Source organism: Mesorhizobium sp. M0195 (assembly GCF_040322115.1).
Taxonomy (GTDB): Bacteria; Pseudomonadota; Alphaproteobacteria; order Rhizobiales; family Rhizobiaceae; genus Mesorhizobium.
The window spans coordinates 14,003-35,956 of the sequence record NZ_JAMYSV010000020.1 but is presented as its reverse complement, the minus strand read 5'-3'; the positions used below and the strand labels follow the sequence as shown (position 1 = coordinate 35,956).

General features: G+C 63.6%; 17 protein-coding genes. 12 read left to right on the top strand and 5 right to left on the bottom strand.

What is annotated here, in order from left to right; genetic code table 11:
• Positions 1 to 7: 7 nt before the first annotated feature.
• From NKJ12_RS26505 to NKJ12_RS26475, 7 genes are all read left to right on the top strand, one after another.
• Positions 8 to 1,996: a heme lyase CcmF/NrfE family subunit gene (locus NKJ12_RS26505; protein ID WP_352706088.1), complete on the top strand. Its 1,989-nt coding sequence runs from the start codon at positions 8 to 10 to the stop codon at positions 1,994 to 1,996.
• On the top strand, positions 1,993 to 2,457 hold the full coding sequence (locus tag NKJ12_RS26500; RefSeq protein ID WP_352647241.1) for a cytochrome c-type biogenesis protein: 465 nt from the start codon (positions 1,993 to 1,995) through the stop codon (positions 2,455 to 2,457). The genes NKJ12_RS26505 and NKJ12_RS26500 overlap by 4 nt, the downstream gene beginning before the upstream one ends.
• A 116-nt stretch (positions 2,458 to 2,573) precedes the next feature.
• The gene (locus NKJ12_RS26495) at positions 2,574 to 4,118 is read left to right on the top strand and encodes a Do family serine endopeptidase (protein WP_352690015.1); all 1,545 of its coding nucleotides are present in this window, start codon (positions 2,574 to 2,576) and stop codon (positions 4,116 to 4,118) included.
• Positions 4,119 to 4,517: 399 nt separating this feature from the next.
• Positions 4,518 to 5,192, top strand: coding sequence for a response regulator transcription factor (locus NKJ12_RS26490; RefSeq protein ID WP_254819962.1), 675 nt, complete (start codon positions 4,518 to 4,520; stop codon positions 5,190 to 5,192).
• A 6-nt stretch (positions 5,193 to 5,198) separates the two neighbouring features.
• Complete coding sequence (locus NKJ12_RS26485; RefSeq protein WP_352690014.1) at positions 5,199 to 6,668, top strand: sensor histidine kinase; 1,470 nt, start codon at positions 5,199 to 5,201, stop codon at positions 6,666 to 6,668.
• A complete protein-coding gene (locus NKJ12_RS26480; RefSeq protein ID WP_352706086.1) occupies positions 6,668 to 9,634 on the top strand; it encodes a bifunctional [glutamine synthetase] adenylyltransferase/[glutamine synthetase]-adenylyl-L-tyrosine phosphorylase in 2,967 nt (988 codons plus the stop codon). Before NKJ12_RS26485 ends, NKJ12_RS26480 begins: the two co-directional genes overlap by 1 nt.
• Positions 9,635 to 9,778: 144 nt before the next feature.
• Positions 9,779 to 10,258 (top strand): EF-hand domain-containing protein, encoded by a 480-nt coding sequence (locus tag NKJ12_RS26475; protein WP_352507496.1) that lies wholly within the window; start codon positions 9,779 to 9,781, stop codon positions 10,256 to 10,258.
• A 51-nt stretch (positions 10,259 to 10,309) separates the two neighbouring features.
• On the opposite strand, the gene NKJ12_RS26470 is transcribed toward NKJ12_RS26475, so the two are convergent.
• Together NKJ12_RS26470 and pepN are read right to left on the bottom strand one after the other, a co-directional pair.
• A complete protein-coding gene (locus tag NKJ12_RS26470; RefSeq protein WP_352706084.1) occupies positions 10,310 to 12,634 on the bottom strand; it encodes a PAS domain-containing sensor histidine kinase in 2,325 nt (774 codons plus the stop codon).
• 190 nt (positions 12,635 to 12,824) lie between these two features.
• A complete protein-coding gene (gene pepN, locus NKJ12_RS26465) occupies positions 12,825 to 15,470 on the bottom strand; it encodes an aminopeptidase N (RefSeq protein WP_352706082.1) in 2,646 nt (881 codons plus the stop codon).
• Between the two features lie 154 nt (positions 15,471 to 15,624).
• On the opposite strand from pepN, the gene NKJ12_RS26460 reads away from it, so the two are divergent.
• On the top strand, positions 15,625 to 15,843 hold the full coding sequence (locus NKJ12_RS26460) for a hypothetical protein (protein WP_352706152.1): 219 nt from the start codon (positions 15,625 to 15,627) through the stop codon (positions 15,841 to 15,843).
• Complete coding sequence (locus NKJ12_RS26455) at positions 15,840 to 16,817, top strand: DMT family transporter (RefSeq protein WP_502899851.1); 978 nt, start codon at positions 15,840 to 15,842, stop codon at positions 16,815 to 16,817. Before NKJ12_RS26460 ends, NKJ12_RS26455 begins: the two co-directional genes overlap by 4 nt.
• On the opposite strand, the gene NKJ12_RS26450 is transcribed toward NKJ12_RS26455, so the two are convergent.
• From NKJ12_RS26450 to NKJ12_RS26440, 3 genes are all read right to left on the bottom strand, one after another.
• Positions 16,818 to 17,636 (bottom strand): helix-turn-helix domain-containing protein, encoded by an 819-nt coding sequence (locus tag NKJ12_RS26450; protein ID WP_352706080.1) that lies wholly within the window; start codon positions 17,634 to 17,636, stop codon positions 16,818 to 16,820.
• 105 nt (positions 17,637 to 17,741) lie between these two features.
• Positions 17,742 to 18,623 carry a uracil-DNA glycosylase gene (locus tag NKJ12_RS26445; protein WP_352706078.1) on the bottom strand — a complete coding sequence of 294 codons (882 nt, stop codon included), beginning with the start codon at positions 18,621 to 18,623 and terminating at the stop codon, positions 17,742 to 17,744.
• A gap of 37 nt (positions 18,624 to 18,660) precedes the next feature.
• Complete coding sequence (locus NKJ12_RS26440; protein ID WP_352647256.1) at positions 18,661 to 19,305, bottom strand: hypothetical protein; 645 nt, start codon at positions 19,303 to 19,305, stop codon at positions 18,661 to 18,663.
• On the opposite strand from NKJ12_RS26440, the gene NKJ12_RS26435 reads away from it, so the two are divergent.
• From NKJ12_RS26435 to NKJ12_RS26425, 3 genes are all read left to right on the top strand, one after another.
• Positions 19,256 to 19,438 carry a hypothetical protein gene (locus NKJ12_RS26435; protein ID WP_254820002.1) on the top strand — a complete coding sequence of 61 codons (183 nt, stop codon included), beginning with the start codon at positions 19,256 to 19,258 and terminating at the stop codon, positions 19,436 to 19,438. The two genes, NKJ12_RS26440 and NKJ12_RS26435, sit on opposite strands and share 50 nt — an antisense overlap.
• A 106-nt stretch (positions 19,439 to 19,544) precedes the next feature.
• Positions 19,545 to 21,224: an electron transfer flavoprotein-ubiquinone oxidoreductase gene (locus tag NKJ12_RS26430; RefSeq protein ID WP_352706075.1), complete on the top strand. Its 1,680-nt coding sequence runs from the start codon at positions 19,545 to 19,547 to the stop codon at positions 21,222 to 21,224.
• A gap of 111 nt (positions 21,225 to 21,335) precedes the next feature.
• Complete coding sequence (locus tag NKJ12_RS26425) at positions 21,336 to 21,932, top strand: DUF922 domain-containing protein (protein WP_352706073.1); 597 nt, start codon at positions 21,336 to 21,338, stop codon at positions 21,930 to 21,932.
• Positions 21,933 to 21,954 lie beyond the last annotated feature (22 nt).

Here is a 21,954-nt window from a genome sequence, read left to right as displayed (position 1 = left end):
GGCGACAATGGTTGAAACCGGACATTTCGCCCTGGTCCTGGCGTTTGCGCTGGCCCTGGTGCAGACGGTGGTGCCGATGTTCGGCGCGCGCACCGGCAACCACAAGATGATGGCCGTCGGCGCACCCGCCGCGCTGACCGGCTTTGCCTTGACGGCGCTGTCCTTCGTAGCGCTGGCGACCGCCTATGCAGGGTCCGATTTTTCGGTTGAGAGCGTCTGGGAGAACTCGCATTCGCTGCAGCCGCTGATCTACAAGATCACCGGAACCTGGGGCAATCACGAAGGTTCGATGCTGCTCTGGGTGCTGATCCTGACCTTCTTCGGCGCGCTTGTCGCCGTTTTCGGCGGCAATCTTCCGGCGACGCTCCGGGCCAATGTGCTTGCCGTGCAGGGAGCGATCGGCGCCACGTTCTTGCTGTTCATCCTGACGACGTCGAACCCGTTCGTCAGGCTCAATCCGGCGCCTATCGAGGGACGCGATCTCAACCCGATCCTGCAGGATCTCGGCCTCGCCATCCATCCGCCGCTGCTCTATCTCGGCTATGTCGGTTTCTCGATCTGCTTTTCCTTCTCGGTCGCCGCCCTCATCGAGGGCCGCATCGACGCTTCGTGGGCGCGCTGGGTAAGGCCATGGACGCTGGTCGCCTGGATGTTCCTCACCGGCGGCATCGCCATGGGCTCCTACTGGGCCTATTACGAACTCGGCTGGGGCGGCTTCTGGTTCTGGGACCCGGTCGAGAACGCATCCTTCATGCCGTGGCTGGCGGGCACGGCGCTGCTGCATTCGGCGATCGTCATGGAAAAGCGCTCGGCGCTGAAGATCTGGACGCTGCTTCTGGCGATCCTGACCTTCTCACTGTCGCTGCTCGGCACCTTCCTGGTGCGTTCCGGCGTGCTGACCTCGGTGCACGCATTCGCCAACGATCCGACGCGTGGCGTTTTCATCCTCTGCATCCTGACGCTGTTCATCGGCGGCTCGCTGGCGCTGTTTGCCTTGCGCGCCTCCCGGCTGACGGCCGGCGGCCTGTTTCACCCGATCTCGCGCGAAGGCGCGCTGGTCCTGAACAATCTGTTCCTGACCACCGCCACCGCCACCGTGCTGGTCGGCACGCTCTACCCGCTCGCCGTCGAGGCGCTTTCGGCCGACAAGATTTCGGTCGGCGCGCCGTTCTTCAACCTGACATTCGGCCCGCTGATGGTGCCGCTCTTGGTCGTCGTGCCGTTCGGGCCGCTGCTCGCCTGGAAGCGCGGCGACATTTTCGCGGTCGCCCAGCGCCTGATGGCGGCTTTCGCGGCGGCGCTGCTCGCCGTACTGGTGACGGCCTTGTTCATCGATGGCGCATCGGTATTCGCAGCGCTCGGTGTCGGCCTTGCCTTCTGGCTAATCTGCGGTGCGCTCACCGATCTCGGCGTCAAATCCGGCTTCGGCACCGTCGCGCTCGCCACCATGCTCAGGCGCTTCGCCGGCCTGCCGCGCTCGGTCTTCGGCACAGCGCTTGCGCATCTCGGTCTCGGGCTGACGACGCTTGGCATTGTCGGCACGCTTTGCTTCGGCACCGAAAAAATCCTGTCGATGCATGCCGGCGAGACCGTCGAACTGTCCGGTCACAGGCTGCGCTTCGAGGGGCTCTACCCGGCCCAGGGCCCTAACTACAGTGAGGATCGCGGCCGCTTCGCCCTGCTTGGCGCCGACGGCAGCGTCGCAGGCGAGATCACCTCGGCCAAGCGCTCGTATCCGGTGCGCCAGATGACCACAACCGAATCCGGCATCAGGACGATCGGCTTCAGCCAGCTCTATCTTTCGCTTGGCGACGAGGGCAGCGATGGCTCGGTGGTCGTTCGTCTGTGGTGGAAGCCGCTGGTGACGCTGATCTGGGGCGGCGGATTGGTGATGATGGCGGGCGCGGCGATGTCGCTGCTTGACCGCCGCCTGCGCGTCGGCGCACCGTCGCGCCGCAAGCCTGCAGGCGCCATGCCATCGGCGAGCCCGCAATGAGAAGGAGCACGCTGGCCTCGCTGGTCCTGCTGCTGGCGCTGTTGTTCGCCGGCGCCGCGCAGGCGGTCAAGCCCGACGAGGTGCTCGCCGACCCGGCACTCGAGGCGAGGGCGCGCGCTTTGTCGGAAGGCCTGCGCTGCATGGTCTGCCAGAACCAGTCGATCGACGAGTCCGATGCCGATCTCGCCCGTGACCTGCGCATCCTTGTGCGCCAGCGTCTGGTCGCCGGCGATACCGATCAGCAGGTGATGGACTATGTCGTTTCGCGCTACGGCGAGTTCGTGCTGCTGAAGCCACGCTTCAATCTGCGCAATGTCTTGCTCTGGGGGACGCCAGTTCTTCTGCTGCTCGTTGGCGGGACGTTTATCCTGCTGGCCGCCCGCTCGCGCCGCTCGACGGCGACCAATGCCCTGACCGCGGACGAGCAGGCGGCGTTGGACGCAATGCTCCGCCGCGATTGATCGATACATTACGAAAGTTTCATGTACCGGAAATGGCGCCGTAATGTGCGGCTCTCTATTTCCTTTGTCGAGGATGCCAAACAAGGGGCGTCCCTTGAAAAGAGGATACGAGAACCATGAATGTTGCCCCCAATTCATCTCTTCGCACTCGCAAACGCCTGCTGGCCGCAGCCGCATCCCTGGCCATTGCCGGCGCGATCGGCTTCGGCGCCGTTGCCACCGGGACAGCCCCGGTGCTGGCCGACGCCGTGCGTGTCGAGGCACCGCAGGTCCCAAGCTTCGCCGATGTGGTCGAGCGTGTTTCGCCGGCGGTTGTCAGCGTGCGCGTCAAGGCCAAGATCCAGCCGACGGCCGATGACGGTTCCGACCAGATGGACGACGAGGACGGCTTAGGCAATCTTCCCGATAACCCGCAGCTGCGGCGTTTCTTCCGCGAATTCCGCGGCTTTGGCGACCAAGGCCCGAACGGAATGCGTCGTTTTGGACATCGTGACCGCAACAACGACCAGCCGCGGCCGGTGGCGCAAGGGTCCGGCTTCTTCATCTCCGATGACGGCTATCTCGTCACCAACAACCATGTCGTCGAGGAGGGGACCGCCTTCACCGTGGTGACCAATGACGGCAAGGAACTCGACGCCAAGCTGATCGGCACCGATCCGCGCACCGATCTTGCCGTGCTCAAGGTCGATGACGGCAACAGGTTCACCTATGTCGACTTCGCCGATGATTCCAAGGTTCGCGTCGGCGACTGGGTGGTGGCTGTCGGCAATCCGTTCGGCCTCGGCGGCACGGTTACCGCAGGCATCGTTTCGGCCCGCGGCCGCGATATCGGCGCCGGTCCCTATGACGACTTCATCCAGATCGACGCCTCGGTGAACCGCGGCAATTCGGGCGGCCCGACCTTCAACCTCAACGGCCAGGTTGTCGGCATCAACACCGCGATCTTCTCGCCGTCGGGCGGCAGCGTCGGCATTGCCTTCGACATTCCCGCTTCGACCGCCAAGCAGGTCGTGCAGGACCTGATGAGGAACGGTACCGTCCAGCGCGGCTGGCTCGGCGTCGAAATCCAGCCGGTCACGCCTGAAATCGCCGAGTCGCTTGGCCTTGGGTCCGGCAAAGGCGCGCTCGTTGCCAGCGCGCAGGACAACGGTCCCGGCAAGAAGGCCGGCATCACCGCCGGTGACGTGATCACCCAGGTGGACGGCAAGGACGTTGCTTCGCCGAAGGAACTCGCCCGACTGATTGGCGCTTACCCGCCCGGCAAATCGGTCGACGTCACGGTGTGGCGCAACGGCAAGAGCGAGGCGGTTAAGGTCGACCTTGGCAAGCTGCCGTCGAGCGACAAGCAGGCCTCGGCCGACCAGCAGCCTGCTCCGGCACCGAAGACCGACACGCTCGCCGATCTCGGCCTGACCGTTACCAAGTCCGAAAATGGCAAGGGACTTGTGGTGACCGACGTCGACCCCGACAGCGATGCCGCCGATCGCGGCATCCAGCCCGGCGACGTCATCACCTCCGTCAATTCGACGGAAGTGAGCGGCACCGCCGACGTCGACAAGGCGATGGCCGACGCGGTGAAGTCCGGCCGCAAGGCGGTGTTGATGCAGATCACCCGCGACGACAGCAACCGCTTCGTCGCACTGCCTGTCGCCAAGGGCTGAGCGCATGACCCCGAACACGTATTCCGTTTTCGGAAAGGCTCATGCGCCGATTCAAGGTGCTAGAGCGTCCTTCGCGCGTCCAAGAGGACGCGCGGCGCTCTAGTGGTCGACTTTTCCGGTGCGGCGGTTTTCAACACCCCCGAGCCGCCGCACGGGAAAGCACGGGGCCTGAATACGTTAGTCAGTCATCGTGTTCCGCCCCAGCGGCAGCGGGCTTCCCATCGCCCGCTGCCGCTCGAACATGTCGCTCAAAGCGTGAAGCGGTTTTAGGCTACGACATGCTAAAACAAAGACTTACCGCGTATCCTTGAATCACTTTGTTCGCGATACGCCATGGAGAAGGCCACGATGCGTATGCCGGCCACTCAATCTTCCAGCGAAATCGCGTATAACGGTTCTATGAAGATTCTCGTCATAGAAGACGATCGCGAGGCAGCCGACTACCTGCAGAAGGCGTTCGCCGAGGCCGGCCATACCGCCCATGTCGCCGGCGACGGCGAAACCGGCTTCGCGCTCGCTGATTCCGGCGACTATGACGTCATGGTCGTTGACCGCATGATGCCGCGCCGCGACGGCCTGTCCGTCATTGCCGGGCTCAGGTCCAGAGGCAACACGACGCCCGTGCTCATCCTGTCGGCGCTCGGCGAAGTCGACGACCGGGTCACCGGTCTGCGCGCCGGCGGCGACGACTATCTGACCAAACCCTACGCCTTTTCCGAACTGCTCGCCCGCGTCGAGGTGCTGAACCGCCGCGCCAGCGCCAGGGAAGCCGAAACCGTTTACCGGGTCGGTGATCTCGAACTCGACCGGCTGTCGCACTCGGTGCGCCGCGCCGGGCGCGAGATAACGCTGCAGCCGCGCGAGTTCCGACTGCTCGAATATCTGATGCGCCATGCCGGCCAGGTGGTGACGCGCACCATGCTGCTCGAGAACGTCTGGGACTACCATTTCGATCCGCAGACCAACGTCATCGACGTTCATATCTCGCGGCTGCGGGGCAAGATCGAGAAGGGCTTCGACAAGCCGATCCTCCACACGGTTCGCGGCGCCGGCTACATGCTGAAAAGCGGCTAGAACCCCATGGCTCTTTCCGTGCCGGCCATCATGAAGACGACGGCAGCGCGGCTTTCAGCGCTTTATCTTCTGCTTTTTGCGCTGTGTGCGGTGTTGCTGGTCTTGTACATGACCTCGCTCTCGGTGCGCATGCTGACCGCCCAGACGCAGGAGACGATCAACGACGAGGTGCTCGGCCTTGCCCGCGCCTATCAGCGCGGCGGCCTTCCGCTGCTGGTCCGCGTCGTCGAGCAGCGCTCCCGCCAGCCCGGCGCCAATCTCTATCTGATCGCCGATGCCAACGGCCAGATCCTGACCGGCAACGTGCAGAGCCTGGAGCCGGGCGTGATCGAGGCCGAGGGCTGGACCACCGAACCGTTCTCCTACCGCCGCTTCGGTGAGGGCGAACTCGAGCGGCAGCGCAACCCGGTCTCCGACCCGAACGAGCCCGCCCAGAGCGAAGTCCAGGCCGAAGGCGAGAAAGGCCACAACGCCGTTGCTCTGGTGCTGCGCCTGCCCAACCAGATGATCATGCTGGTCGGCCGCGACCTCGGCGAGCCGGAGCGCTTCCGCGCCGTCATTCGCCGCGCCTTGATGCTGGCGCTCGGCATGATGGGTGTCGGCGGGCTGCTGATCTGGTTTTTCGTCGGGCGCGCGGCGCTGAAACGCATCGACAGCGTGTCGGAGGCGAGCCGCCGCATCATGGGCGGCGATCTTTCCGGCCGGCTGCCGGTCACCGGCGCCGGTGACGAGTTCGACCGGCTGTCGGAAAACCTCAATTCCATGCTGGCCCGGATCGCCACGCTGAACGAGGGCCTGAAGCAGGTCTCCGACAACATCGCCCACGACCTGAAGACGCCGCTGACCAGGCTGCGCAATCGTGCCGAGGCGACGCTTTCCGGCAAGCACAACACCAGCGACTACCGGCAGGCGCTGGAAGGAACGATCGCCGAATCCGATCAGCTGATAAAGACCTTCAACGCTATCCTGATGATTTCGCGGCTGGAGGCCGGCTATTCCTCGGAAAGCACCACCAGGGTCAATCTGGCCGCTGCCGTGCACGACGTCGTCGAACTCTACGAGCCGGTAGCGGAGGAGGCGGGCGTGACGCTCGAAACTTCGGTGCAAGGTTCTTTCGTCGTCGACGGCAATCGCGAGCTGATCGGCCAAGCGCTGTCCAACATCGTCGACAATGCGATCAAATATTCGACCGACTCGACCTCCAGGCCTACGGTTCGCGTGACGCTGGAGCGTGTCGGTAGCGAGATCAGACTCGCCGTCTCCGACAACGGCCAGGGCATTCCCGACGATGTCGACCGCGCCAGGGTGACCGAGCGTTTCGTGCGGCTGGAAAAGAGCCGCTCGCAGCCGGGTTCCGGCCTTGGCTTGAGTCTCGCCAAGGCGATCATGACATTCCACAATGGACGGCTTGAGCTGCTGCCCGGCAATCCCGGATTGTCGGTCGTCATGAGTTTTCCCGGGCGGGAGGATCGCTGATGGTTGCGAGGATGGCAGTGCGACGCCTGGAAACGGACTGGCTGTTGAAGCCGGCGGTAGAGCTCGTTCCGCTGGATGCAAGCCGCGCCAGGCAGGAACTGTCGGAGATCGCCGACGCCGCGCGGCAAAAGGAACTGCCGCGACTGGCGAAATTTCTCGCCGGCAAGGGGGTCGTCCAGGATTTCCTCGCCGCTGTGTTCGACCTGTCGCCGTTCCTGCGCGATACCGCGCGCCGCCGGCCGCGGATACTCGATGCGCTTTTCGACGGGAGGGTCGAGGCGCGGCTGTCATCGATCGGCGCCGCGATCGACAAGGCAGCACGCGCAGAGGCCGTCTCCGAAACCAGCCTGATGATGGAGCTGCGCCAATGCAAGGCGGAGGCGCATTTCCTGATCGCCTTGGCCGATCTCGCCGGCGAGGCCGAGACCTCGTTGACAGTGCGGCGACTGAGCGACCTTGCCGATGCTTGCACGCGTGCGGCCATCGATTTCCTGCTCCGCGACGCGCATGAGCAGGGCAAGCTCCGATTGCCGGATCCCAAAAATCCGGCGCGACGCTCGGGCTGGATTCTGCTCGGCATGGGCAAGCTCGGCGCGCATGAGCTGAACTTCTCCTCCGACATCGACCTCGTCGTCTTCTTCGACCCCGATGCGCCTGCCGTCGTCGATCCGCTCGATGCCACAGAGCTGTTTTCGCGCCTGACCCGCCGGCTGGTCCGTATCCTCCAGGACCGCACCGAGCACGGTTACGTCTTCCGCACCGATCTCAGGCTTCGTCCCGATCCCGGCTCGACACCGCTGGCGATCCCGGTCGAGGCGGCGCTGCGCTACTATGAGGCGCGCGGCCAGAACTGGGAGCGCGCCGCCATGATCAAGGCTCGCCCGGTGGCCGGCGATGTTGCCGCCGGCGCCGCGTTCCTGAAGGAACTGCAGCCCTATATCTGGCGCAAATACATGGACTATGCGGCGATTGCCGACGTCCATTCGATCAAGCGCCAGATCCACGCCCACAAGGGCCATGGCGAGGTCGCGGTCAAGGGCCACAACGTCAAGCTCGGTCGCGGCGGCATCCGCGAGATCGAGTTCTTCGTCCAGACCCAGCAGCTTATCGCCGGCGGCCGCTTTCCCGAACTGCGCGGCCGCGAGACCGTGCCGATGCTCGGCGAACTCGCCGCGCGCGGCTGGATCACCGCCGACGCGCGCGATGCACTCACCAGGCAATACTGGTTCCTGCGCCGCGTCGAACATGCCATCCAGATGGTTGCCGACCAGCAGACGCATGTTCTGCCGGAGGACGAAGAGGGGCTGGAACGCGTCGCCCGCATGCTGGGCTTTGCCGATGCGGCAGGCTTTGCCGAAACGTTCCGCGCGGCGCTGCATCAGGTCGAGCGCCACTATGCAGCGCTGTTCGAGACCGCGCCGGAGCTTTCGGCCGGCATCGGCAATCTGGTCTTTACCGGCGACGTCGACGATCCCGATACCTTGCAGACCCTGCGGCGGCTCGGCTTCCAGCGGCCGAGCGACATCTGCCGGGTTATCCGCGGCTGGCACTTCGGCCGCTACCGCGTCACCCGGTCGGCGGAGGCGCGCGAGCGGCTGACCGAACTGACGCCGGCGCTGCTGCAAGCCTTCGGCCAGACGCGGCGAGCGGACGAGGCGGTGATCCGCTTCGACGAATTCCTTGCCGGCCTGCCTGCCGGCATCCAGCTGTTTTCGCTGCTGCAGTCGAATCCGGCGTTGCTGAAGCTGATGGCGACGATCATGGGCGCAGCACCGCGGTTGGCCGCCATCATCACGCGCCGGCCGCATGTCTTCGATGGCCTGCTCGATCCGGCGCTGCTGAGCGAACTGCCCAACCGCGCCTATCTGTCGGCGCGCCTCGCTGCCTTCCTCGAAGGCGACAGGGCTTACGAGGACGTGCTCGACCGGCTGCGCATCTTTGCTTCGGAGCAAAAATTCCTGATCGGCGTCAGGCTGCTTGCAGGGTCGATCGATCCGCCGCGCGCCGGCCGCGCCTTTTCCGATCTCGCCGATCTGACCATCGAGGCGGCGTTGCAGGCGGTGACGGCGGAATTCGCGTCGCGTCATGGCTATATTGCCGGCGGCAGGGTCGCACTGCTCGGCATGGGCAAGCTCGGCAGCCGCGAACTGACGGCGGGTTCCGACGTCGACCTCATCCTGCTCTACGATCACGACGCCGATGCCGAGGAGTCCGACGGCGACAAGCCGCTTGCCCCGTCGCATTACTACAGCCGGCTGACGCAGCGGCTGATCGCCGCCGTTTCCGCGCCGACCGCCGAGGGTGTGCTCTACGAGCTCGACCTTCGTCTGCGGCCGTCCGGCAACAAGGGGCCGGTGGCCACGCACGTCGATGCCTTCAAGAAGTACCAGCGCCAGGACGCCTGGACGTGGGAGCATATGGCGCTGGCGCGGGCCCGCACGATCGGTGGCGATGCCGAGCTCTGCCGCGAGGTTGAGGAGGAAGTTACCGCAGTGCTCGCTCTGCCGCGCGATCCAGCCAAGGTGATGGCCGAGGCATCCGAGATGCGCGCCATGGTCGACAAGGAGAAGCCGCCGCGCGATCCTTGGGACATCAAGCTGATCCCGGGCGGCCTCATAGATCTCGAATTCATTGCCCAGGTTGCGCTGATCACGGGAAAGATCGAAGCCGGCCGCAGGGCCACCGGCACGGCTGAGGTCCTGTCGCGCCTGGCGCCGGATTTCGCCAGCGCCCAGGTCAGGCAGGAACTGGTGGATGCCTATTCGCTCTATCTGGCGCTGACTCAGATGATACGGCTTTGCCTCACCGGCGCGTTCGAACGCGACGACGTTCCGCCAGGGCTTTCCGATCTGCTTCTTGCGGTCACCGACCTGCCTGATTTCGGTGTGCTTGAAGGGCATCTCAAGGAGACATCGCAGAAGGTCAGAAAGGATTTCGACCTTCTGGTTCGTGCGAAACAACCGTGACGGCAACCAGCGTACGGGCGAGAGCATCGGACCCAAAATTGCGACCTTTTCTGGGAGGTTCCGATGTTCAATCAAAGAGATAGAGCGGGGGATTGAAGGTCCGCCGCTCTAGCATCGGGGGTGACGATGCAACAGGAGAAGACCATGAGAAAGACAACCAGACTTGCACTCGTTTTCGCAGCCCTGGCCGGCGCCGTCGGCACCGCAGCCTATGCAGACGAGCACTCCGGCGCCGGGCCGCGCGGCGGCATGATGATGCGCCTGGGCAAAGTCATGAAGGACAATGACGGCACCATCACCTTCGACCAGTTCTCCGACGCCATGAACGCGCGGCTGAAGAAGATGGTCGCTGACAATGGCGGCAAGCTGACCGTGGCACAGCTCGCCGACGCGCTGGAGAAGGCGCGCTTCGAGCAGATGGCCAGGCGCATCATCGCCCGCTACGACACCAAGGGGGACGGGACCCTGACCGCCGACGATATCACCAGCCGCCAGAAGAAGGTGTTCGCCATGCTCGACCGTGACAATGACGGCAAGATCGAGAAGAACGAACTGCCGAAGGGTCCCGGCCGTCACCGCCAATGGGACGGCGAGGGTAATGATGGCGCTGACGGCATGCAGTGAGAATTGACAACCGCTCCGGCGGCGCGAGCCGCCGGAGACTTATTTGGTCGTTCAGGCAGCCGCCCTGACCGCCTGCGCGACTTTCTTCATCGGGATGCGTACCGAGACGATCGTGCCGATGCTTTCGGTCGAACGGATCTTCAAGGCGCCACCCTGAAGCTCGGCCAGCGAGCGCGAGATGGCGAGGCCGAGCCCAGAGCCGGCATGGCTCTTGGAGAACTGGTTTTGCACCTGTTCGAATGGCCGTCCGAGCTTGCTCAGCGCCGCTTTCGGGATGCCGCAGCCACTGTCCTCGATCGTCAGGATCAGCGCGCTGGAAATGCTGCGGGCTCTGACCGAGATGTGGCCGCCTAGCCCGGTGAACTTCACCGCATTGGACAGAAGGTTGATGAGGATCTGCTTGATCGCCCTGCGGTCGGCGAACAGCGTCAGCGAATCGGCGATGCGGGTTTCGACGGTGATCGACTTTTCCGCCGCCTGCAGCGAGACGACGCGAACCGTCTCCCTGATGAGCGGGCAGAGATCGATTTCTTCCTGATCCAGGGCGAACTGGCCGGCCTCGATCTTCGACATGTCGAGGATGTCGTTGATCACGCCGAGAAGATATTTGCCGCTGCCGTTGATGTCGGTGGCATACTCTTCGTAGCGCGGCGACCCCAGCGGCCCGAACAGCCGCCGTTCCATCAGTTCCGAGAAGCCGATGATCGCGTTGAGCGGCGTGCGCAACTCGTGCGACATGTTGGCCAGGAATTCGGATTTGGCCCGGTTTGCCGCTTCGGCCCGCTCGGTTTCCTTCATGTATTTGCGATTGAGCTCGACGAGCTCACGAGTCCGTTCTTCTTCCGCGCGGCGGGCAAGGCTGAGGTCGTGGATTGTCGCCATCAGCCGGCGCTCGCTGTCGACCAGCTTCTCCTGGTGTAGCTTGATCTGGGTGATGTCGGAGCCGACCGAGACGGTGCCGCCGTCCCTTGTCCGCAACTCGTTCACTTGCAGCCAGCGGCCGTCGGCAAGCTGGCGTTCGAAGGTCACGCCCCCCTGCGGTCCGTTGGTATTGGCAAGCCGCCGCTCCGAGGCGAAGGCCAGCATGCATTGTTCCAGCACGGCGCGCGGGGCGCCCGGCATCACGTCGCGATCCGACAGGCCGTTGTCCTGCTGGTATTTGGAATTGCACATGATCAGGCGCTCGGACGAATCCCACAGCACGAAGGATTCGTTGATGTTTTCGATGGCTGTCCTCAGGCGCAGGTCCGCCGCTTCGGAGCGCAGCGCCAGGTGCCGCTGCTCGGTGACGTCGACGGCGATGCCGATCAGCTGGATCTCCGGCGCTTCCGGGTCGATAACCTGTGCTCTTGCGCGCATCCAAACCCATTGCCCGTCGGCATGGCGCATCCGGAACACCTGGTCGATATGATCGATCTCGCGTGCGACGATCCTGTTGGCGAGTTCGAACAAATCGCCGTCCTCGGGATGAATGATTTCGTCGACTTCGCCGAACGACAGCATCGTGTCGCAAGGCTCGTAGCCCAGCATGTCGTACATCGAGCGCGACCAGTACATCTTGCCGCGCACCATGTCCCAATCCCACAGGCCGCAGCGGCCGCGCACCAACGCCATGTCGATGCGCTGGTGGGCTTCGAGATAGATGCGGTCGGCGGCCTGGGCACGCGCCGCCTGGCCGAAATAGGCATAAAGGATGACGATCAGCACGCCGGCCGTCAGCACGAACAGCGTGACATTGAGTGAGACCGTCTTGCGCCAGGCGTCAAAAACTGCCTCCTGCGGCACGAACGCTGCCGCGGCACCCTTTCGGCCATTCGCCAGGCTCACTGCCGCGTACCAGTCCTGTCCGCCGATGCTGACCTCCATCACTCCGGCGCGGTCGCCGAACATGAACAGCGGCTGCCCGCCCTGCACGACGCCATCGAGCGATCGGCCCTCCCAGTGCATCGACTGCGGCGATACGGCAATGATCTTGAAGGCGCTGTCGGTGATCGCCAGTACGTGGCTTCGGCCCATCGCGCCCTGACGACCGGTGCTCTCCAGCAGGTTCTGGATCGCACCTGGCGCGGAAACCATGGTCGCGTCGGCGATCGAACTGGCCAGTTGGCCGGCGGCCAGCGCAAGGATCGCCTTGGCGTCGCGCTCGATCTCGTCGCGCTCGTTCATCAGTGACAGAAAGCGCAGTACTGCGATGATCAACAGAAACATGATGATGAGGGCCGGTATCGATCGCCGCAACAGCGGCTCGGCTGCCAGCAGCCGTCGGTAGGCAGGTTCGGCGATGAGCCGCGTATTGCCCGCGAGACCGTCGTTTCGCGCCTCGCGACGCTCAAACGCCGTCCCACCGGGCGCGCCCCACGCGTCCGCCTTCGCCATAAATGGCACTCCCCGATTTTCTGTCCCGCTTGACGATCCGGCAACGCCGCACTTCCGAATCGTCACTAAAGAATCAAAGGTGATTCGCCTTGTCCAGAGGTGCGGCGAAAAAAGATTAAAAATCGACTAAAATAATGGGTTTTCGGATGGTCTTCCCTTCTCCTACGACAAGGGGAGAAGGAGAGGTCGCTTACGCCAGGGTGCGCTCGACGATGTCTCGCAAATCGGCCGACAGCTTCTCGGTATTGGCGATTGAAAGCAACGCCTCCCTTGCCTTGGCCTGCCGCACGGGTTCGAGCGAGCGCCACGACCTGAGCGCCGTCGCCAGCCTGGCGGCCACCTGCGGGTTGCGTTTTTCGACCTGCAGCACCGTTTCGACGAAAAGCCGGTAGCCCTCGCCGTCGGCGCGATGAAAGCCGGTCTGGTTGGCGCTGGAAAACGTACCGATGAGCGAGCGTACCCGGTTCGGGTTGACCATCGAGAACGCTGGGTGGCTGGTCAAGGCGCGCACCGTGTCGACGGTTTGCGGACCGGGCACGCTGGCCTGGATCTGGAACCATTTGTCCATGACCAGCGGATCGGTTGCATATTTCGCCTCGAAATCGGCCAGTGCCTTGGTTGCCTCAGGTGAGCCGTGGTGACGGTGCGCAAGCACGGTCAACGCCGCGGCACGATCCGTCATGTTGGTCGCCAATTGGAAGTGCCGGGCAGCGAGTTCCGCACCTCCCGGCAGCAAGGAGAGATAGTCCAGCAGGACATTGCGCAGCGCCCGCCGCCCGGCACTGGCCGCGTCCGGGCTGAACGGACCATTGTCGGCGAGCCGATCGTAAAAGTTGGAGAATATCTCGCGGTTGGCCTCGGCGATCGCAACTGCCAGCGCCCCGCGCGCCGCGAGAATGGCATCGGGGTCGATGTTCTTGCCGATGTCGCGGGCGATATCGGCCTCGCCGGGCAGCGCCAGCGCCAGTGCCCGATAGGCGGGTTCGAGCGCTTCGTCGCCGGCTATTTTGCCGGTAAGCCCGGTCAGCCGGGCGCTGAACTCGGGTTGCCTGTGGTCCAGGATCTGGCGGAAAGCTGCAATCAGCGCATCGGTCAAAAGCGTGTTGAACGCCTGCCAGCGCGAGAAGGCGTCGCTGTCGTGGCCGGCCAGAAAAAACTGGTCGTCGGGCCGCTGCTCGACCGAAAGCGTCACTGGCGCCGAAAAGCCGCGGTTGAGCGACATTGCCGGCCGCTCGGCAATCCCGGAAAACCTGACGACATGGCGGCGTTTGCGGATATGGATGACGCCGTCCTCGACATTCGCCCCTTCCACGCCGCTATAGGCTGTCGCCTCTCCGCCGGCGCCGACCAGGCCGAAGGCAAGCGGAATGTGCATCAGCCGTTTGCGGCTTTCCGACGGCGTTGGCGGCACCGACTGCTCGATTTCCAGCGTGAATTCCTGCGCCGCAGGATTATACGCCGAACTGACGGTCAGGTTCGGCGTACCGGCCTGATGATACCAGAGCGAAAACTGCGACAGGTCGCGACCGGAAACGTCTTCGAACACCTTGATGAAGTCTTCGATCGTCGCCGCCTGGCCGTCGTGACGTTCGAAGTAGAGGTCCATGCCGGCGCGGAACGTCTCTGCTCCGAGGATAGTGTGGATCATGCGCACGACTTCCGAGCCCTTTTCATAGACCGTCGCCGTATAGAAATTGTTGATCTCGCGATAGCGGCGCGGCCGCACCGGATGCGCCAGCGGCCCTTGGTCCTCGGGAAACTGATGGGCGCGCAGTGTACGCACCTCGGCGATGCGCTTGACGGCGCGCGAGCGCTGATCTGCTGAGAATTCGTGGTCGCGGAAAACGGTCAGGCCTTCCTTCAGGCAAAGCTGGAACCAGTCACGGCAAGTGATTCTGTTACCTGTCCAATTGTGGAAATACTCATGCGCGATGATGGCTTCGATATTGGCGAAATCGGCGTCGGTCGCGGTCTCCTGGTCGGCCAGCACATATTTGTCGTTGAAGATGTTGAGACCCTTGTTCTCCATCGCGCCCATATTGAAGTCGGACACGGCGACGATGTTGAAGACATCAAGGTCGTATTCGCGGCCGAATGCCTCCTCGTCCCATTTCATCGACCGTTTCAAAGCGTCCATGGCGTAGCCGGCGAGCCGCTCTTTGCCCGGTTCGACATGGATTGCGAGCTCGACTTTGCGGCCAGACAGGGTAACGAAACTGTCCGAGATCTTGCCGAGGTCGCCCGCCACCAGCGCAAACAAATAGGACGGCTTGGGGAAGGGGTCGTGCCAGACCGCATAGTGCCAGCCGCCGGCAAGCTCGCCGCTGCCGGCCGGGTTGCCGTTGGACAAAAGCAGCGGCGCCTCATTGCGCTCCGCTTCGATACGCACCGTATAGACCGACAGGATGTCGGGACGGTCGAGGAAATAGGTGATGCGGCGAAAGCCTTCGGCCTCGCATTGCGTGCAATAGACGTCGCTGGAGCGATAGAGGCCCATCAGCGCTTCGTTCTGCGCCGGCGCCAACACGGTTTCAATTCTCAGCTGGAAGCGCCTTGTGGCAGGGGGGCTGATGATTGTCAGTTGATCGGGCGTGACGAGAAAATCCTCAAGGCTCGGTTCCTGGCCGTCGATGGCGATGCTGCGGAGCGTCAGCCCGTCGCCATCCAGCACCAGTGGCACCGACGCGGCAATCTCGTCGCGACGTTCGACCGTCAGCACGGCGGTGACATGCGTTGCTTCAGGCGAAAGGCGGAAAGTCAGGCTGGTTTCCGGAATCAGATAATCACTAGGGCGATAGTCTTCGAGTTTGAAGACCTGGCCGGTATCTGTGCGCATTCCTTGATTTTTCCTGTCGATCCGGGAGCGGCGGGCGGGTCCGCTGGTCCAAATAATTTGAAGTCTGCGCTCTTTACACGAAACACTCCCTCGACAAAACTGCAGCGACGTCTATTTCCGGCGATCATTTTCCAAGCATCATCGCGAGGCTTCCATGACCATCGTCACGCCGAAATTCGGGATGAGCGCCTCTGTGTTGCGTCGCGACGATCGGGCTTTCATCAAAGGCGCCGGGGCGGTTACGATCGGATCGACGCCTGCCGCGCTCAATGCGGTGACCGACGCGTTCTACCGCGCCTACGGCATCAGGCATATCGACAGGCCGGCAACGCCGGCGCGCATCTGGGCGATCGAGGAAGCAAAAGGGGCGTGACAGCCAGACCGGATTTGCCAGTGCTTGCAGCCGGCAATCTTGCCGGCGAGCACAGCACACTGACCGGGATCTTGCTCAAGATCGTATCGGTGGCGGTCTTCGTCGGCATGTCGTCCTGCATCAAGGCGGCGGGCACCGTGCCGGCGGGCCAGATCGTCTTCTTCCGCTCCTTCTTTGCCATTTTTCCGATCATCGCCTTCCTCGCCTTCCAGGGAAAACTCGGAACCGCCTTTTCGACAAAGCGCCCGATCAACCACATTGCGCGCGGCGTCGTCGGTGTCTGTGCCATGGGGCTCGGCTTCTTCGCGCTGACGCGGCTGCCGCTGCCGGAGGCGATCACGCTGAACTACGCGCAGCCGCTGCTGGTCGTGGTGTTCAGTTCGATCTTCCTCGGCGAAGCCATCCGCATATATCGCTGGAGTGCGGTTGCCGTCGGCCTGGTCGGGGTGCTGATCATCTCATGGCCGGAACTGACGCTGCTCAGTTCGGGCGCTGCCCTTGGCGATCAGGAGGTGCTCGGCGTCATTGCCGCCCTCATAGCCGCGGCGATCTCCGCCATCGCCATGCTCCTGGTTCGCAACCTCGTCCAGAGCGAGCGGACGGCGACCATCGTGCTGTGGTTTTCGGTTACCGCGAGCCTCATGGCGCTGCTTTCGCTGCCATTCGGCTGGCAGGCGCTGACGACGACACAGGCCGGGCTTCTGATTGCCGCGGGTTTTTGCGGCGGGCTTGGCCAGATCCTGATGACCTCGGCCTATCGCCATGCCGAGGCTTCCGTCGTGGCACCCTTCGAATACACTTCGATGATCCTCGGCGTCGTCGTCGGGTATCTGGTCTTTGGCGATGTCGCCACGATCAACATGCTGGTCGGCGGCATGATCGTGGTTGCGGCGGGGATTTTCATCATCTGGCGCGAGCGCCAGCTGGGTCTCGAACGCACCCGCACCCGCAAGGCCGTCGCGCCGGAAGGGTGATCACGGCTCCGCTGCGTCAGTCCGCTCTTTCGCCAGCCGCACCAGCACCGCCCGCGTCTGTTCGTCGGCGGGGAAAAAAGATTCGATCGCCAGCTCCGACAGCGTCACGTCGAGCGGCGTGCCGAACACGGTGATGGTGCTGATGAACGACAGCACCGCGTCGCCATGGGCAAGCTTGAGCGGATGGACAATCGCATTCGGTTCGACCGGCGCCGGCCGGCTGCCTCTAAGGCCGGACGGATAGGCCCGAAGCTCGCGCTCGAGCTCGACCAGAACCGGATCGGCGGTAGCGTCGTTCTGCCGCTTCAGCCGCTCCAGAAGATGCGTCCGCCATTCCGCTAGGTTGACGATACGCGGCGCGATGCCGCCGGGATGCAGGCTGAGGCGCAAAACGTTGACCGGCGGCTTCAGCAGGGAGGCATCGGCGACATTGGCGAGGAACGGGCCGATGGCGGCGTTCGCCGACACCAGGTTCCAATGCCGGTCGACGGTAAGCGCCGGGAACGGCTCGTGCGCCTTGAGCACGGTCTCGACCGCCGCCATCGCCGGTGCCATCGAGGCATCGTCAAGTGGTCGTTCGCCGAAGCTCGGGGCAAAGCCGGCGGCCAGCAGCAGCTGGTTGCGCTGCCTGAGCGGGATCGAAAGCTGCTCCGCCAGATGCAGCACCATGTCACGCGAGGGTGCGGCGCGGCCGCTTTCCACGAAGCTCAGATGCCGCTGCGAGATCTCGGCCTCCATAGCGAGGTCGAGCTGGCTCATGCGCCGGCGTGTACGCCATTCGCGAATGAGACTGCCGGCGGAAATCTGGGCTGCTGTCATAACGAGATGACTAGGCCGGCAGTGGGCGCATTTCAATTACCTGCGAAGTCATGATGCCGCCCTTCCTTCCTCGCAAGGGGAGAACTGAAGACGCGCTCTGCACCATTACCCAAGCGCCCGCAACTTCGCCTTCACTTCGAGGAAATCCCGCCACGCCAGCTTCTTGTGCGCCGGCGTTCTCAGCAAATAGGCCGGATGCAGGGTCGGCATGGCAGGAATGGCGACGCCGGACGGGGTCGTGTGGACGCGCCAGTTGCCGCGCAGCCGCAATATGCCTTCGGAGGTGTTGAGCAGGGTCTTTGCCGACGGGCCGCCGAGATTGACCAGCACCTTCGGATTGACCAACTCGATCTGCCGCTCGATGAACGGCCGGCAGATCTCGGTTTCGTGCGGGGTCGGCGTGCGGTTGCCGGGCGGCCGCCAGGGAATGACATTGGCGATGTAGACGGACGTCCGGTCAAGACCGATCGCAGCCAGCATGCGGTCGAGCAGCCGGCCGGAGCGGCCAACGAACGGCAAGCCCTCTATGTCCTCATCGCGACCCGGCGCTTCGCCGACCAGCATCACCTCGGCAGTCGGATTGCCGTCGGCGAACACAAGGTTCTTGGCGGTGAATTTGAGATTGCAGCCGTCGAATGCCGCCATGTGCTGGCGAAGCTCGTCGAGGCTTGCCGCCGATCTCGCCAGTTGCCGCGCCAATGCCGCTTGCGCCTCGTCGGGCACCGTTGACATGGCCGGGGACGTTCGCACTGCCGGTGCTGTACTCGGTCTCTCGCCCATTTCGGCGCGCGATACGCTCGTCGAGCGTTGTGGCGCCGCATTTTCACCGGCCGGCATAGCGGCCGCCGCAGGCACCCGCTCCGGTGGCCTGGCTTCTGCAAACCTGTTTACCGGGTGTTCTTCAAGTGCCTCGTCGACGCCGGCGCTGGCGTAGAAGGCCAGCAGCTCGGCGAGATCGGCTCGGCTATTGTGGGGGGCGGCAGTCATGGTTTCACATTCGGCCGCAAAGCTTGAATTTGCAAGTTCAGCTCGACGGTATGCGCGGATCCTGCACCAGATAGAACGTCCAGCGCGGCGTGTAGTCGGTGATCAGGAAATAGAAGCTGGCGGTCTTCAGCGGGTCGATCTTGCCGTTCTTGAACAGCAGGCGGTCATACGGTTCGAAATTGCGGTCGAAATCGGCGTAGCTGCTCGACCAGATATTTTCAGGCGTTTTGTTGCGCTGGTCAAACGACAGGCCGTCGCCGAACACGCTCGGCTGGTCGAGGATCTCCTGGAGTTCGAACTGGAACTCGACCCAGGCCTGGCCGCTATTGTTGAGCACGTCGATGCGCATATACATCAGACCATTGGCGAAGTCTCCCGCCTTGCCGAACGGCTGGATCGGCTTTGTCGTGCGAATGGCAAGCGTTACCGGCGTCGCTGAATTCAGCTCTTCGGTGATGACCAGCGGATCCTCTTTCGTGCCGATGCCGGAAGCCCCGGTGATGCGGAAGCCGCCGCGCTCGTCGGAAAAGGAATAGGCGCCGGTCGCCCAGACCAGTTGCTGCTCGGCATGGGCATCGAGGGTCGTCAGTGGCAGCAGCGCCAACAGCGCCGCACGGCAAATCCGGCCGGGCGTGAAAAAAAAGCGCGTCGATGAAAAGCCAGCCGGCCTGAATATGCGCATGGCGGGAAGTATGGCCGATAAGCAAGCCGTCGAACAATTAAAAACATCAGTGCGACATATCTGTGCAAACGGAATAGGATTGAAGATTGATGCTCGCCACCGCGAATCTGTGTGGCAGGACGCGACTTTTTGACGAAATCGGTATTGTCACGTCCGCGCCGGTTTCCCGTCGCTATTTGATGCGCTATGCAGCGCGTGAGCCAGCAAGATGCCGGGAATAGCGAGCCAGTGAGGGGTCGATGAGCGATATCGAACGCGAAAGCATGGAATTCGACGTGGTCATTGTCGGCGCCGGCCCGGCCGGCCTCGCCGCCGCGATCCGTCTCAAGCAGGTCAATCCCGAGCTTTCCGTCGTCGTGCTGGAAAAGGGCGGCGAAGTCGGCGCGCATATCCTGTCCGGCGCCGTCGTCGATCCGATCGGCATCGACCGGCTGCTGCCCGGCTGGCGCGAAGAGGAGGGTCATCCCTTCAGGACACCGGTCACCGACGACCATTTCCTGGTTCTCGGCCCCGCCGGTTCGTTCCGTCTGCCCAATATCCTGATGCCGCCGCTGATGAACAATCACGGCAACTATATCGTCTCGCTCGGCAATGTCTGCCGCTGGCTGGCGACCAAGGCCGAGGCGCTGGGCGTCGAGATCTATCCGGGCTTTGCGGCGGTCGGCCTGCTCTACAACGAGGCCGGTGCGGTCACCGGCGTCGTCACCGGCGACATGGGCGTCGAGAAGGACGGCACGCACGGTCCGGGCTTTGCGCCGGGCATGGCGCTGATGGGCAAATATGTCTTGATCGGCGAGGGCGCGCGTGGCTCGCTCGCCAAGCAGCTGATCGCCAAATACCACCTTTCCGACGGCCGCGAGCCAGGAAAATACGGCATCGGCCTCAAGGAACTCTGGCAGGTCAAACCGGAAAACCACCGGCCGGGCCTTGTGCAGCATTCCTTCGGCTGGCCGCTCGATATGAAGACCGGCGGCGGCTCCTTCCTCTACCATCTCGAGGACAACCAGGTGGCAGTCGGCTTCGTCGTTCACCTGAACTACAAGAACCCCTATCTGTCGCCCTTTGACGAGTTCCAGCGCTTCAAGACCCATCCGGCGATCCGCGGTACCTTCGAGGGTGCCAAGCGGCTGGGCTATGGTGCCCGCGCCATCACCGAAGGCGGCTGGCAGTCGGTGCCGAAACTGTCCTTCCCCGGCGGTGCCCTGATCGGCTGCGCGGCCGGCTTCGTCAACGTGCCGCGCATCAAGGGCTCGCACAATGCCGTGCTCTCCGGAATGCTGGCGGCCGAGCATGTCTGTGATGCGATAGCCGCCGGCCGCGCCAATGACGAGCTGGCCTCCTACGAGGCCACCTGGCGCGCCACCGATATCGGCAAGGATCTGAAGAAAGTGCGCAATGTCAAGCCGCTATGGTCACGCTTCGGCACCATTGTCGGCGTCGGCCTTGGCGGGCTCGACATGTGGCTGAACACGCTGTTCGGCTTCTCGCCCTTCGGCACGATGAAGCACGGCAAGGCCGACTACGCCACGCTGGAACCGGCCGCCGCGCACCAGAAGATCGCCTACCCGAAGCCGGACGGGGTGCTGACCTTCGACCGGCTGTCGTCGGTGTTCCTGTCCAACACCAACCACGAGGAGAACGAGCCGGTCCATCTGCTCGTCGCCGACATGGACCTGCAAAAGCGCTCCGAGCATGACGTCTATGCCGGGCCCTCGACGCGTTACTGCCCGGCCAGCGTCTACGAATGGGTCGACAAGGACGGCAATGCCGCCGCCGATCCTGCGGCAAAGGATGTGCGCTTCGTCATCAACGCGCAGAACTGCGTGCACTGCAAGACTTGCGATATCAAGGACCCGAACCAGAATATAAATTGGGTGCCGCCACAGGGCGGCGAGGGCCCGGTCTACCAGAACATGTAAGTCACAAGGTTTGTTCCGGACTAAACAAGATGAGGAGCAGCGCAACCGTAGGATTGTTGAATAAACCGCCTGCCTGTGTTTCCTTTCTGCGGCGACAGGGAGGAAGGAAAAATGCGCCTGGCAGTTCTGACGAGCGTTGTGGCGATCGGGGCATTGTGCGCCCCTGCAGCCTTGGCCGGCACTAAGGTGCTGGTCAAGACACGAACTTACAACATTGCCGGAACCACCGGCGCGGCCCTGATCGAGGCCATGGATCGCAGTGGGCCGAAGCACGGCTTCATGACCCACGCCATCGCGCAGACCGGCTACAGCGTCGATGATTGGACCTTCGACGCCCATCAGGAAAACGGCGTCTGCCGCCTGCGCCAGGCCAACGGGACGCTCAATCTCTTCTATACCTATCCCAAACTAGTCTCAGCCACATCGCCTGCGCTGCAGAAGCGCTGGAAGCGGTTCTTCGCTGGCGTCCGCGCCCATGAAGAGACCCATGGCCGCATCGCCAGACAGATGATGCGGGCCACCGAAAAGTCGGTTCGAGGGCTGACAGTCGCTGATGACCCGCACTGTTTCGAGGCACGTCGCGAGGCAAATCGCCGGATCAATGCCATCTATGCCGAATACGAGGCAAAGCAGATCGCCTTCGATGCGCACGAGCATCGCGACGGCGGCCCTGTCGAGCACCTCATCCGCGCTTTTGTGGGCCAGTAATAAGCCAGGTCGAGACTGGACT

What these genes read in the sequence shown, in the direction of transcription:
- NKJ12_RS26505 (WP_352706088.1), top strand. Translation starts at nt 8, where the DNA reads ATGGTTGAAACCGGACATTTCGCCCTGGTCCTGGCGTTTGCGCTGGCC.
- NKJ12_RS26500 (WP_352647241.1), top strand. Translation starts at nt 1,993, where the DNA reads ATGAGAAGGAGCACGCTGGCCTCGCTGGTCCTGCTGCTGGCGCTGTTG.
- NKJ12_RS26495 (WP_352690015.1), top strand. Translation starts at nt 2,574, where the DNA reads ATGAATGTTGCCCCCAATTCATCTCTTCGCACTCGCAAACGCCTGCTG.
- NKJ12_RS26490 (WP_254819962.1), top strand. Translation starts at nt 4,518, where the DNA reads ATGAAGATTCTCGTCATAGAAGACGATCGCGAGGCAGCCGACTACCTG.
- NKJ12_RS26485 (WP_352690014.1), top strand. Translation starts at nt 5,199, where the DNA reads ATGGCTCTTTCCGTGCCGGCCATCATGAAGACGACGGCAGCGCGGCTT.
- NKJ12_RS26480 (WP_352706086.1), top strand. Translation starts at nt 6,668, where the DNA reads ATGGTTGCGAGGATGGCAGTGCGACGCCTGGAAACGGACTGGCTGTTG.
- NKJ12_RS26475 (WP_352507496.1), top strand. Translation starts at nt 9,779, where the DNA reads ATGAGAAAGACAACCAGACTTGCACTCGTTTTCGCAGCCCTGGCCGGC.
- NKJ12_RS26470 (WP_352706084.1), bottom strand. Translation starts at nt 12,634, where the DNA reads ATGGCGAAGGCGGACGCGTGGGGCGCGCCCGGTGGGACGGCGTTTGAG.
- pepN (WP_352706082.1), bottom strand. Translation starts at nt 15,470, where the DNA reads ATGCGCACAGATACCGGCCAGGTCTTCAAACTCGAAGACTATCGCCCT.
- NKJ12_RS26460 (WP_352706152.1), top strand. Translation starts at nt 15,625, where the DNA reads ATGACCATCGTCACGCCGAAATTCGGGATGAGCGCCTCTGTGTTGCGT.
- NKJ12_RS26450 (WP_352706080.1), bottom strand. Translation starts at nt 17,636, where the DNA reads ATGACAGCAGCCCAGATTTCCGCCGGCAGTCTCATTCGCGAATGGCGT.
- NKJ12_RS26445 (WP_352706078.1), bottom strand. Translation starts at nt 18,623, where the DNA reads ATGACTGCCGCCCCCCACAATAGCCGAGCCGATCTCGCCGAGCTGCTG.
- NKJ12_RS26440 (WP_352647256.1), bottom strand. Translation starts at nt 19,305, where the DNA reads ATGCGCATATTCAGGCCGGCTGGCTTTTCATCGACGCGCTTTTTTTTC.
- NKJ12_RS26430 (WP_352706075.1), top strand. Translation starts at nt 19,545, where the DNA reads ATGAGCGATATCGAACGCGAAAGCATGGAATTCGACGTGGTCATTGTC.
- NKJ12_RS26425 (WP_352706073.1), top strand. Translation starts at nt 21,336, where the DNA reads ATGCGCCTGGCAGTTCTGACGAGCGTTGTGGCGATCGGGGCATTGTGC.